The organism is Streptomyces albireticuli (assembly GCF_002192455.1).
GTDB classification, from domain to species: domain Bacteria; phylum Actinomycetota; class Actinomycetes; order Streptomycetales; family Streptomycetaceae; genus Streptomyces; species Streptomyces albireticuli_B.
This window is the reverse complement of record NZ_CP021744.1, coordinates 4,606,014-4,618,522: the sequence shown is the minus strand read 5'-3', so window position 1 is coordinate 4,618,522 and position 12,509 is coordinate 4,606,014. Positions and strand designations below refer to the sequence as shown.

The following is a 12,509-nucleotide window of genomic DNA, read 5'->3' as shown; positions in this document are numbered from 1 at the left end:
GCCTGTGGGAGTCCGGAGGGCGGCGCGCGGCCCCCCGTCCGGCGGGGGCGGAGGGGCGCGTTCCGGGGCGGCGGGGCACGCGGCCCGCTCCCGGCCGGCCCCTCGCCCGCGGCCGTCCCGCCCGTGGGTCAGTCCCCCGCCAGCGCTCCCCGCAGCCCCACGTTGCTCACCAGAAGCCCGCCGTCCACCGGCAGCGTCACCCCTGTGATCCAGGACGCGTCCTGGGACGCCAGGAAGGTCACCGCCGCCGCGATGTCCTCCGGGCGGCCGACGCGGCCGAGGGGGTACTGGGTGGCCGCGCGGTCCAGGTGCGCCTCGCGGCCCGCCCAGTTCGGGGTGTGGACGGTGCCGGGCGCGACCAGGTTCACCCGGACACCCCGGGGCGCGCAGTGGCCGGAGAGGGTGCGGGTGAGGCTCGCGAGGCCGGCCTTGGCGGCGCTGTAGGCGTGGTTCCCGAAGTCCTGTTCGCCGTTGACCGAGCCGATGTTGACGACGGAGCCGCGGCCGCCCGCCGCGGCCAGGTGCGGCACGGCCGCGCGGACACAGCGGAAGGCGCCCGTCAGCGTGATGTCGAGGTCCCGGAACCAGTCGTCGTCCGCCTCGTCCTCGACCAGCGCCGGGTCGGGGTGGCAGGAGAGGGCGTTGTTGACCAGCACGTCGAGACGGCCGAAGCGCCCCACCGCCGTGGCCACCGCCGCCTCGACGGCCGTGCGGTCGCCCACGTCGCAGGCGAGCGGCTCGGCGGTGCCGCCCGCCGCCCGCACCGCGGCCGCGACCCGGTCCGCCCGCGCCCCGTCGAGGTCCGTGACGAGCACCCGCGCGCCCTCGGCCGCGAAGCGCCGCGCCGTGGCCTCGCCGATGCCGCGGCCCGCCCCGGTGATCAGTACCGCGTAGCCGTCGAAGCGCGCCGCTGCTGCCATGCGGCAAGCACTACCCGGCGAGCGCCTTGCCAACCGCCCGTACGAGCGCCTGGGCGCGCGGGTCCGCCGTGACGTTCTTCTGGAGGCCGTTGGTGACGTAGCCGAAGGCGATGCCCGACTCCGGGTCCGCGAAGGCCAGCGAGCCGCCCCGGCCCGGGTGGCCGAAGGAGCCGGGGGCCAGCAGCGGCGAGGCCGCGCCGTGCAGCATGTAGCCGAGGCCGAAGCGGGTGTTCACCACCAGGACGCGGTCCGGGCCGACCGACTCCTCGGTACGGGCCAGGGTCAGGGTCGCGGGCGCGAAGAGCCGGCGGCCGCCCTCCACGTCCCCGATCAGCGAGGCGTAGAAGCGGGCCAGCCCGTCCGCCGTGGCGATGCCCGCGGAGGCGGGGAGCTCGGCGGCGCGGTACGCGGGGTCGTTCTCGTCGGCGAGCGGCGTGATCGCGGCGAACGCGCGGCGGGTGAGGGAGTCCGGGTCGTCGTAGGCGGCCGAGACGGACTTCTTGGGGCGCACCCGCAGCCCCGGCGTGGCGGGCGCGGCGGGCGGCTCGATGCCGGCGACCCGCCCGGCCCGGTCCCGCTCGGCGTCCGGCAGCCCGATCCACAGATCGGCGGCGAGCGGCCGGGCTATCTCCTCGGCCACCCAGGTGCCTGTCGTGCGCCCGGTGATCCGGTGCACCAGCTCGCCCAGCAGCCAGCTGTACGTCTGCGCGTGGTAGCCGTGGGCCGTGCCGGGCTCCCAGGCCGGGGCCTGGGCGGCGACGGCGCGCGGGCCGCTCACCCCGTCGACGGCCTCGGCCGGGGTCAGCGGCGTGTCGAGGACGGGCAGGCCGGCGCGGTGGGACAGCAGGTGGCGCACGAGGACGCGCTCCTTGCCGTTCGCCTTGAACTCGGGCCAGTACGTGCCGACGGGCGCGTCGAGGTCGACCTGGCCGCGCTGGTGGAGCAGGAGCAGCACGGCGGCGGCGACGCCCTTGGTCGCCGACCGCACGATCTGGGCGGTGCCGGGGAGCCAGGGCGCGGCGTCGGTGTCGCCGGGCGCCGCGTCGGCGTCCTTCGTGCCGCCCCACAGGTCGACGGCCTTCCGGCCGTGCCGGTAGACGGTGACGGCGGCGCCGCGCTCCCCGCGCCGGGCGAAGTTCTCCGCGAAGGCGTCCCGGACCGGCTCGAAGCCGTCCGCCACCGTGCCCTGGACGTCCACCACTGTTCTCCTGCTCCCACTGTGCCGATCGCTGTCAATACCTCCCACAATGGTGCAACGTCATGGTCGATGCGCGTAGACCGGGGCACCGGAACCGTCAGGTGCGGCCGCCGCGCGGGCGGTGACCGCGGTGGCCGCCCCGACGGTCCGGACGCGTCGCCCCCGTCAGGGACCGCCGCCCGGCCCCCGGCCCGGGACCGTCACCGCGCGCGGGTCGAAGCCGAACGGCAGCTCCAGCCGGTGCGCCCGCATCAGCGCCTCGTCGCAGAGCAGCTCCCGCGTGGCGCCGTCCGCGACGATCACGCCGTCGCTGAGCACCACCGCCCTGCCGCACAGCTCCAGGGCGTACGGCAGGTCGTGCGTGACCATCAGGACGGTGACGTCGAGGGCGCGCAGGATGTCGGCGAGCTCACGCCGGGAGGCCGGGTCGAGGTTGGAGGACGGCTCGTCCAGGACGAGGATCTCGGGCTCCATGACGAGGACGGTCGCGACGGCCACCCGGCGCCGCTGCCCGAAGGAGAGGTGGTGCGGGGGCCGGTCGGCGAAGCCCTCCATGCCGACGAGGGCCAGCGCCTTGCGTACGCGCGCCTCCAGCTCGGGCCCGCGCACCCCGGCCGTCGCCGGGCCGAAGGCGACGTCCTCCCGGACGGTGGGCATGAAGAGCTGGTCGTCGGGGTCCTGGAAGACGATGCCGACCCGGCGGCGGACCTCGGCGAGGTTCCGCCTCTCCACCGGCAGCCCGCCGACCCGGACACCGCCCAGGCCGCCGCCGAGGATGCCGTTGAGGTGGAGGACCAGGGTGGTCTTGCCGGCGCCGTTCGGGCCGAGCAGGGCGACGCGCTCGCCGCGGGCGACCGTGAGGTCGACGCCGAAGAGGGCCTGGTGGCCGTCGGGGTAGGCGTAGGCGAGGCCGGAGACTTCCAGGGAGTACGGGGTGGGGGTTACGGGAGGTGTGGGAGATGCGGGGGGCATGGTGGTCTCCGTCCGGGGTGCGGTGGCCAGGCGAAATTCAGCCCGTCCGGCGCTTGAGGACACCGCGCGTCAGCGCGGAACGGGGGTCCGGGGGCTTGCCCCCGGTTCCGGGAAGGGGCGGGGCCGGGGAAAAGCCCCGCGCAGCGGCACCCCGCCCCGGCCCGCCGCTCACCCCGCCGCATACGCCCACCCACCCGCGCACACCGCCAGAGCCGCCACCGGCAGAGCCGCCGCCCGCGCCCACTGCGCCCGTGTCGCCGTCACCTCGTCGATGACCGGCACGGCGCCCGCGTACCCCCGGCTGACCATCGCCAGATGGACGCGCTCCCCCCGCTCGTAGGAGCGGATGAACAGCGTGCCCGCCGTCCTGGCCAGCACGCCCCAGTGCCGGACGCCGCGCGCGCGGAAGCCGCGCGAGGCGCGGGCGACCCGCATCCGCCGCAGCTCGTCGGCGACGACGTCCCCGTACCGGATCATGAAGGACGCGATCTGGACGAGCAGCGGCGGCAGCCGGAGGCGCTGGAGGCCCAGCAGCAGGGCGCGCAGCTCGGTGGTGGCGGCCAGGAGGACGGAGGCGGCGACGCCGAGGGTGCCCTTGGCGAGGACGTTCCAGGCGCCCCAGAGGCCGGCTTCGCTGAGGGCGAGACCGAGGACGCGCACCCGCTCCCCCTCGGCGACGAACGGCATCAGCACGGCGAACGCCACGAAGGGGACCTCGATCAGCATCCGGCGGAGGAGGACGGCCGCGGGGATCCGGGCGGTGGCGGCGACAACGGCGAGGAGCGCGGCGTACAGCGCGAAGGCCCAGACCGCGGTGCGCGGGGTGGAGACCACGACGAGGACGAAGGCGAGCACGGCGAGGAGCTTGCAGTGCGGGGGCAGCGCGTGCACCGGGGAGCGGCCGGGCCGGTAGAGCCGGTGGGAGGCGTGGCCGGCGCCCATGTCAGACGGACCCGGCCGCCGGGGCCTCCGCGGCGGACGCGGCCGTGCGGGAGCGGCGCCGGCGGACGACGAGGAAGACACCGGTGCCGGCGGCGAGGGTGGCGCCGACGCCGATCACCCCGGCGAGGCCGCCGGAGATCCGGGTGTCGGAGACGTCCTTGACCTGGTAGTCGGCGAGGGGGGAGCCCTTGGCGGCGTGTTCCTCGGTCTTGCTGTCGAGGCCCTTGTCGTGGGCGACCTTCTCCAGGCCGTCGGGGCTGGTGGAGGCGTAGTAGCTGACGCCGCCGGCGCAGACGAGGGCGGCGGCGAGGCCGGCGGCCCACACCCGGCGGACGGAGCGGCGGGCGGGGACGGGGGCCCGCGCGGGCACGGGCTCCGGGGCGGGCGCCCTGGACGTCCGCAGTTCCAGCGGCCGTACGAGCCCGCGGGCGCCGTGCACGAGGTCGGGCCGCACGGCGATCACCGCGCCGACCGTCAGGGCGGTGATGGCGGCCTCGCCGATGCCGATGAGGACGTGCACGCCGACCATGGCCGTGAAGACCTTGCCGAGCGGGACGTCGGTGGTGCCGCCGAGGGCGTAGAGGAAGGTGAAGGCGCAGGCGGCGGCCGGTACGGACACCAGCGCGGCGACGAACGAGGCGGCGGTGACGCCGGACCTGCGGCGGGGCAGGAGGGCGAGGAGCGCGCGGAAGGTGCCGTAGGCCACGAGGGTGGTGACGACGCCCATGTCGGTGATGTTGACGCCGAGCGCGGTGAGGCCGCCGTCCGCGAAGAGCACTCCCTGCATCAGCAGGACGACGGATATGCAGAGGACGGCGGTGTACGGGCCGACGAGTATCGCGGCGAGGGCACCGCCCAGGAGGTGTCCGCTGGTACCGGCGGCGACGGGGAAGTTGAGCATCTGGACGGCGAAGACGAAGGCGGCGACGAGGCCGGCGAGCGGTGCCGCCCTGTCGTCGAGCTCGCGGCGCGCGCCACGGAGGGCGGTGGCGACGGCCGCCGCGGCGAGGGCGCCGGTGGCGAGGGAGACCGGGGCGTCGATGAATCCGTCGGGGACGTGCATGGCGGGACTCCGCTCTGCGGGGCCGTGCGCGGTGGCCTGCGGCGGGGCTGTGCGCCACAGGTGTCCGGCACGGCTGATCGTCACGGGCGGCGCGTCCGCTGTCCGGCGTGCTCCGCGCGGCGCGGGGCTCGCGCGGTGCCGCGCGCCCGTGCGGATGCACCGGCCCGCACGCCGTGCAACGGAGGAACCGCTCGATGATAGGCGCGTGTTGCGAACCCTTCGCAAGAGCGTGTGCGCCGCTTCTGCACGCCTCTCGCTCACCCGCGCGCCGCCAGCGGTGGCGGGAGACGGCGTCTGCCCGAATGCTGAATCCCGGAGGACTACGTTCCGCGGACTTCGGAGGTTGCCACATGGCCACGGCCGCCGCGCCCACCGCCGAGGTCCCCGTGACCCCGCCCGAGCTCAGCCGCCGCCGGATCAACCTCGTCTTCGTCACGATCGTCCTCGGCATGCTGCTGGCCGCCCTCGACCAGACGATCGTGTCGACCGCGCTGCCGACGATCGTCGCGGACCTGGGCGGCGGCGGGCACATGGCGTGGGTGGTGACGGCGTACCTCCTCGCCGAGACCGTCTCGACCGTCCTCGTCGGCAAGTTCGGCGACCTCTTCGGCCGAAAGGTGATCTTCCAGCTGAGCGCGGTGGTGTTCGTCGGCGGCTCGGTCTTCGCGGGCGCGGCCAACTCCATGCTGATGCTGATCGCCGCGCGAGCCCTCCAGGGGATCGGCGGCGGCGGTCTGATGGTGACGGCGATGGCGCTGATCGCGGACGTCATCCCGTTGCGCGAACGCGGAAAGTACCAGGGGGCGCTGGGCGCGGTGTTCGGCGTCACGACGGTGGTCGGGCCGACGCTCGGCGGGGTCTTCACCGACCACGCGACCTGGCGCTGGTGCTTCTACGTCAACGTGCCCGTGGCGATCGTCATGGTGGTCATGGCGGCGCGGACGATCCCGGTGGTGCGCTCGGCGGTGCGGCCCGTCATCGACTACGCGGGCATCGCGCTGGTGGCGCTCGGCGCGTCCGGGCTGGTGCTGGGCCTGGAGTGGGGCGGCAACGAGTACGCGTGGGGGTCGCCCGTCATCATCGGCCTGTTCGCGGGCTCGATCGTGCTGCTGGCCGCGTTCGTCCGGGTGGAGCTGCGGGCCGAGGAACCCATGCTCCCCATGCACCTCTTCGCCAACCCCGTCTTCACGATCTGCTCGGTGCTCAGCTTCATCGTGGGTTTCGCGATGCTGGGGGCGCTGACGTACCTGCCGACGTATCTCCAGTACGTGGACGGGGTGTCGGCCACCATGTCGGGCGTACGGGCGCTGCCCATGGTCGCCGGGCTGCTGGGCGCGTCGATGCTGTCCGGCGTGGCGGTCAGCCGCACCGGCCGCTACCGCGTCTTCCCGATCGCCGGGATGGCCGTGATGGCGCTGGGCCTGTTCCTGATGTCGACGATGGGCGCGTCGACGGGGCCGTGGCTGGAGTCGCTGTACATGTTCGTGCTCGGCGCCGGCATCGGACTGGCCATGCAGGTGCTGACGATCGCCGTGCAGAACACGGTGCCGTACCACGAACTGGGCACGGCGACCTCGGGCGTGACCTTCTTCCGCACCCTGGGCAGCGCCTTCGGCACGGCCATCTTCGGCACGCTCTACGTCAAGCAGCTCCGGCCCAACCTGGAGGAGGCGCTCGCCCGCTCCCCCGGCGTCCCGCCGGCCGCGGTGCAGAGCCCGCAGGACCTCGCCCGGCTCACCCCGGAGCAGGCGCGGCCGGTCATCGACGCCTACGCGGAGACGATCAACTACGTCTTCCTGTGGGTCGTCCCCGTCGCGCTCGCCGGCTTCGTCGCCGCGTGGTTCCTCAAGCAGGTGCCGCTGCGCGACAGCGCGCGGGCGGGGGCGCAGGACATGGGCGAGGCGTTCTCGGCGCCCGACTCGGCGGAGGCGCAGCGCCAGTTGGAACGGGCGGTGGCGAGCGTCATGCGCAAGGCCGAGGGCCCCCCGGTGAGCCGCCAGGTCCTCGCCGCCTCGGGCAGCTCCCTGGGCCCGGCCGAGGCCTGGACGCTGGGCCAGATCCACTGGCGCCTCCGCGTCCGCGGCGAGGCCCTCCTCTCCTCCGTGGCCGCAGCCCACCGCATGCCCCCGGAGGCCCTGGAACCGGCCTTCACCCGCACCGCCGCCGCCGGCCTCGCCCGCCTGGACGGCGACCACCTCACCCTCACCCCGGCCGGCGAGGCCGAACTCGACCGCCTGGGCACGGCCTGGCGCGCCTGGCTGGCCGGCCACCTGAACGACTGGGACGTCACGGACCCGCAGGACAGGGCGCTCCTGGACAGGGCGCTGGACACGATGGCGGCGCGGCTGCTGGAGGAGGACGAGAAGGGGCAGGAGCGGATCGGGGTGTAGGGGCGGGGCCGGGCCGATCCGGTCTTTCGCCATCGCCCAAGAGGACCGCAGCGGCACGCCGTTCACCCCTGCGGCACCGCCCGGCGGACCCTAGGCTGAGCCCGTGGCCCGTACCGAGTACTACGACGACCCCACCGCCCCCGAGCCCAACTCCCTGGTCGTCGCCGCCTCGGCCGTCGTCACCGACGCCGCGGGCCACGTCCTGCTCCAGCGCCGCCGTGACAGCGGCCTGTGGGCCCTGCCGGGCGGCGGCATGGAGATGAGTGATTCCCTGCCCGGCGCCGCCGTGCGCGAGGTCAAGGAGGAGACCGGGCTCGACGTGGAGATCACCGGGCTCGTGGGGACGTACACCGATCCGCGACACGTGATCGCCTATACGGACGGCGAGGTGCGCCGGCAGTTCAACGTCTGCTTCACCGCCCGCATCACCGGTGGCGCGCTCGCCGTCTCGGAGGAGTCCACGGAGCTCCGCTTCGTGACGCCGGACGAACTGGACGCGCTCCCCACGCACCACACGCAACGGCTCCGGCTGGAGCATTACCTGGCCCGCCGGGAGCAGCCCTACCTGGGCTGACGCGCCCCCGTCACAGCGCCGCCCGGCTCCCCGTGTCCACCGCCGTCGTGGCCGTCGCCGCGCGGGCCGCCGCGTCCGCGACCTGGTCGGCGGTCAGGACGTAGCCGGTCTCCGTGTCGGCGGTGGAGCGGGCGAAGACGACGCCGTAGACCTTGCCGGTGGTGGTGAGGAGGGGGCCGCCGGAGTTGCCGGGGCGGACGGTGGAGCGGACGGAGTAGACGGTGCGGCTGGTGATGCCGTCGCCGTAGATGTCCTGGCCCTTGGCGCGGACCTCGTTGGCGACGGTCGCGGCGCGCAGGTCGAGGCCGCCGTTCTCGGGGAAGCCCGCGACGACGGCCGCGTCGCCGCGCTTGGCGGTCTTGTCGAAGGGGAGGACGGGGGCGTTCAGGCCGGGGACGTCGAGGACGGCCACGTCGGTCTTCGGGTCGAAGAGCACGACCTTCGCGGGGTACGCCTTGCCGACGCCGCCGATCTTCACGGTCGGGCGGCTGACGCCCGCCACGACGTGGGCGTTGGTCATCACATGGCGGGACGCGTAGACGAAGCCGCTGCCCTCCTGGCCCCGGCGGCCGTCGCCGACGTCGGCGACACCCTCGACCTTGACGACGCTCTCGCGCGCGGCGCGCGTCGCGGCGACGGTGACCGCGTCGCCGGAGGGCTTGGCGACGCTGGTGGCCGGTTCGTTCTCGAAGGGGTTGAAGACCTGCGGGAAGCCCGCCCCGGACAGCGCGTCCGTCGTGCGGCTGAACCAGGTGGGCGCCTGTTCGGGCATCGCCTTCTGGACGGCCCCGAGCAGCGTGGAGTCCTTGATCTCCCTCGTCAGGAGGGTGGAGTTCGCCGAGACGAGGACGCTCGCGGCGACCCAGCCCACGAGGAGCACGGCCAGTGAGTTGACGGCCGCGCCGCCGATGCCGTCCACGCCGCGCACGGGCGCCCACGTCAGCCTGCGGCGCAGCTGCCAGGCCAGCCGCCCGGCCAGGGCGTGCCCGATCGCGGCGGGCAGCAGGACGACGAGCACGGCGACGACCGCGGCCGTCGAGGTGCCCGCGGTGAAGGGCTCCAGGGCGTACGGCAGCGCCAGCACGCCCAGCACCGCGCCGCCGAGGAACCCGGCGAGCAGCACCACTCCGGCGACCAGGCCGCGCCGGAAGCCCGAGACCGCGTAGGCGACGACGATCAGCATGAGAAGCACATCGAGCAGGTTCAACGTGGAGCCCTTTCCGTCACACGCGCCCCCGACCGCGCCCACAACGTGTGTGGACTTAAGAAAACGCCCGTTTAGGGACCAACAGTTCCCTCACATGGCGTAGACCACAAAACGTGACCGCCGGGGAAACGGACGGGCCCGGTGGGTCTCCTGTTCCCAGGAGACCCACCGGGCCCGTTCCTCATCCGTCCTCGGCCGGGCCGTTACGGCCCGGTCTCAGCGGTCAGACGCCGCTCGGCTCCCGCACCGGCTCGCGGTCCGCCACCCGCTCCGGGGCCTCGTCCGTGAGCCGCTCCTGGAGCTTCTCGCCCTCGACGTCCACGTTCGGCAGCACCTTGCCGAGCCAGCCCGGCATCCACCAGGCGGCCTTGCCCAGCAGGGCGAGGACGGCCGGGACGATCGCCATGCGGACGACGAACGCGTCGAAGAAGACGGCGATGGCCAGGCCGAAGCCGATCATCTTGATCATCTGCTCCGAGGAGCCGATGAAGCCGGCGAAGACGCTGATCATGATGATGGCGGCGGCCGTGACGACCCGCGCGCCGTGCTTGAAGCCGGTCACGACGGCCTGGCCGGGACGCTCGCCGTGGACGAACGCCTCCCGCATCCGGGTGACGAGGAAGACCTCGTAGTCCATCGCGAGACCGAAGACGACACCCACCATGAAGATCGGCATCATGCTCATGATCGGGCCGGTCTCCTCGACCCCGAAGAGCGAGCCCAGCCAGCCCCACTGGAAGACCGCGACGACGGCACCGAGGGCCGCGACCACGGACAGCAGGAAGCCGAGCGCCGCCTTCAGCGGGACGAGCACGGACCGGAAGACGACCATCAGCAGCAGGAAGGCCAGGCCGACGACGAGCGCCAGGTACGGCAGCAGCGCGTCGTTCAGCTTCTGCGAGACGTCGATGTTCATCGCCGTCGCGCCGGTGACGAGCACCTTCGCGCCCGCGTCGGCACCCGCCGCGGCGCCCTTGTCGCGGATCTCGTGGACCAGGTCCTCGGTCTCGACGCTGGTCGGCTTGGACTTGGGGACGACCAGCAGGGTGGCCGCGTCCCCGGCCTTGTTGAACTGCGCGGGCGTGACCGTCGCGACGTTGCCCAGGCCCTTCAGGGTGTTCTGGACCTTGTCCATCGCGCCCTTGGGGTCCTTGGCGCCGGCCACGTCGCCGACGACCATCAGCGGACCGTTGAAGCCGGGGCCGAAGCCCTCGGACAGCAGGTCGTACGCCTTGCGCTGGGTGGTGTTCTTGGAGGCGGCGCCGTCGTCCGGCAGGCCCAGCTCCAGGGAGGCGGCCGGCACGGCCATCGCGCCCAGGCCGAGCACACCGGCCACCAGGACCAGCACCGGCTTGCGCAGGACGAAACGGGCCCAGCGGGTGCCCATGTTCGCCTTCTCGTCGGCGGCCGCGCCCGGCTTCGCCTTGCGGACCTTGCGGGCCAGCACCTGCTTGCCCGCGAAGCCGAGCAGCGCGGGGATGAAGGTGAGCGCGATGAGGACGGCGATGGCGACCGTACCGGCGGCGGCCATGCCCATCTTCGTCAGCATGGGGATGTTGACGACCGCGAGACCGGCCAGCGCGATGACGACCGTGAGACCGGCGAAGACGACGGCGGAACCGGCGGTGCCGACGGCCCGGCCGGCGGCCTCCTCCCGCTCCCGGCCCTCGGCGAGCTCCGCGCGGTAGCGGGAGACGATGAACAGCGCGTAGTCGATGCCGACCGCGAGGCCGATCATCATGGCCAGCGTGGAGGTGTTGGTGGAGAGGTCCAGGACCGGCGCCAGCGCGGCGATCGAGGAGACGCCGATGCCCACGCCGATGATGGCGGTCAGCAGCGGCAGACCGGCCGCGACCAGCGAGCCGAAGGTGATCAGCAGGACGACCGCCGACACCGCGATGCCGATGGCCTCCGAGCCGCCCTCGGGCATGGACTGGAGCACGCTGCCGCCGACCTCGACGGTCAGGCCCGCGTCACGCCCGTCCTGCGCGGCGTCCTTCAGCTCGTCGCGCGAGGACTCCTCCAGGTCCATGGACTTGACCTTGTACGCCACGGAGGCGTAGCCGGTGGTCCCGGACGGGTTCACGGACTGGCCGAGGAACGGGTCGACGGCCGTGGCGACCTGCGGGCTGCGCTTGAGGTCGCCGATGACCTTCTCGACGGCCGCCTTGTTCTTCGCGTCGGTGAGCTTCTGGCCCTCCGGCGCCTTGAAGACGACGCGGGCGCTCGCGTTCTGCTCGTTGTTGCCCGGGAAGCGCTTCTCCAGCAGGTCGAACGCCTGCTGCGCCTCGGTGCCGGGTATGGAGAAGTCGTTGTTGGAGGACTTGGACGCCGTGGCGGCGCCGGCCCCGGCCAGCACCAGCAGCAACAGCCAGGTGAGGGCGAAGTACCAGCGGCGCCGGTAGGCGAGCCGGCCTATTTTGTAGAGGAACGTGGCCACGAGAAGGTCGTGCTCCCGTCGGATCAGGTGGACGAACAGGGCATGGGGGGCCAGCCCGACGACGAGAGCGGCGCGTCAGGTGGGAGGTGTGGGGGTGGTGGGGAGAGTGGAAGCCTGAGCTACAGGCCGAGGGCGGGGAGGACCACGGCGTCGATGTAGCGGCTCAGGTACGCGGGATCGGCGTTCCGGTCCTCGACCAGCGGCCGGGTGAGGAAGGCACCGAGCATCATGTGCGGGACGAAATCCAGCGCGGGGGTGTCCGCGGCGATCTCGCCCCGGTCGACCGCGCGCCGCAGCAACGCTTCCATGCCGGCTTTCTCCGGCTCGATCAGCAGCTCGCGCAGGGCGCGGTGGAGATCGGGGTTCGTGTGGATCGCGTGCCCCAGACCCCGCATAAGGGCGGCGTCCTGTTCCATCTGCGCATCGTCGGCCTCGCACACCAGGGCCTGGAGGTCATCGCGCACCGAACCGGTGTCGATGTCCGCCAACTTGATCGGCTTCGTGTGGCGCAGGGCGCTCACCACCAGCTCCGGCTTGCCCTTCCACTGGCGGTAGAGGGTGGCTTTGCTGGAGTGCGTACGGGCCGCGACGGCGTCCATGGTGAGGGCGTCGTAGCCGACCTCACGCAGGATGTCGAGCACGGCTTCGTACAGCTCGGCCTCGCGCTCAGGGGTCAGCCGGGTGCGTCGCACCGCCGGAGTGGGTGATTCCGTCGGCATTGCCACGCCTCCCTTCCGGCTGACCGGTGAACTGCTGAACGAAACGGTTTCGTACACCTTGAGGGTACGGGGCCGAAAAGCGGG

Annotated in this window: 10 protein-coding genes; 2 read left to right on the top strand and 8 right to left on the bottom strand. The window is 73.5% G+C overall.

Features of this window, described 5'->3' with window-relative positions:
- Positions 1–128: 128 nt before the first annotated feature.
- From SMD11_RS20035 to SMD11_RS20015, 5 genes are all read right to left on the bottom strand, one after another.
- Entirely contained in the window at positions 129–920 is a 792-nt protein-coding gene (locus SMD11_RS20035) for an SDR family NAD(P)-dependent oxidoreductase (RefSeq protein ID WP_087927752.1), read from the bottom strand.
- 10 nt (positions 921–930) lie between these two features.
- The gene (locus SMD11_RS20030; RefSeq protein ID WP_087927751.1) at positions 931–2,121 is read right to left on the bottom strand and encodes a serine hydrolase domain-containing protein; all 1,191 of its coding nucleotides are present in this window, start codon (positions 2,119–2,121) and stop codon (positions 931–933) included.
- Between the two features lie 162 nt (positions 2,122–2,283).
- Positions 2,284–3,090 (bottom strand): energy-coupling factor ABC transporter ATP-binding protein, encoded by an 807-nt coding sequence (locus SMD11_RS20025; RefSeq protein ID WP_087927750.1) that lies wholly within the window; start codon positions 3,088–3,090, stop codon positions 2,284–2,286.
- Positions 3,091–3,258: 168 nt separating this feature from the next.
- The gene (gene cbiQ / locus SMD11_RS20020; RefSeq protein ID WP_087927749.1) at positions 3,259–4,032 is read right to left on the bottom strand and encodes a cobalt ECF transporter T component CbiQ; all 774 of its coding nucleotides are present in this window, start codon (positions 4,030–4,032) and stop codon (positions 3,259–3,261) included.
- Between the two features lies 1 nt (position 4,033).
- On the bottom strand, positions 4,034–5,095 hold the full coding sequence (locus SMD11_RS20015; protein ID WP_087927748.1) for an energy-coupling factor ABC transporter permease: 1,062 nt from the start codon (positions 5,093–5,095) through the stop codon (positions 4,034–4,036).
- A gap of 350 nt (positions 5,096–5,445) precedes the next feature.
- Here SMD11_RS20015 and SMD11_RS20010 point away from each other — a divergent pair, with 350 nt between their 5' ends.
- Both SMD11_RS20010 and SMD11_RS20005 read left to right on the top strand, forming a co-directional pair.
- Positions 5,446–7,485, top strand: coding sequence for a DHA2 family efflux MFS transporter permease subunit (locus SMD11_RS20010; protein WP_087927747.1), 2,040 nt, complete (start codon positions 5,446–5,448; stop codon positions 7,483–7,485).
- Positions 7,486–7,588: 103 nt separating this feature from the next.
- On the top strand, positions 7,589–8,059 hold the full coding sequence (locus SMD11_RS20005; protein ID WP_087927746.1) for an NUDIX hydrolase: 471 nt from the start codon (positions 7,589–7,591) through the stop codon (positions 8,057–8,059).
- A 10-nt stretch (positions 8,060–8,069) separates the two neighbouring features.
- Here SMD11_RS20005 and SMD11_RS20000 read toward each other — a convergent pair whose 3' ends face one another.
- The 3 genes from SMD11_RS20000 to SMD11_RS19990 form a co-directional block, all read right to left on the bottom strand.
- Positions 8,070–9,266 (bottom strand): MarP family serine protease, encoded by a 1,197-nt coding sequence (locus SMD11_RS20000; RefSeq protein ID WP_087927745.1) that lies wholly within the window; start codon positions 9,264–9,266, stop codon positions 8,070–8,072.
- A 223-nt stretch (positions 9,267–9,489) separates the two neighbouring features.
- Positions 9,490–11,706, bottom strand: coding sequence for an MMPL family transporter (locus tag SMD11_RS19995; RefSeq protein ID WP_087927744.1), 2,217 nt, complete (start codon positions 11,704–11,706; stop codon positions 9,490–9,492).
- Between the two features lie 119 nt (positions 11,707–11,825).
- Positions 11,826–12,398, bottom strand: a complete 573-nt coding sequence (locus SMD11_RS19990) for a TetR/AcrR family transcriptional regulator (RefSeq protein ID WP_087927743.1) — start codon at positions 12,396–12,398, stop codon at positions 11,826–11,828.
- Between the last annotated feature and the right edge of the window lie 111 nt (positions 12,399–12,509).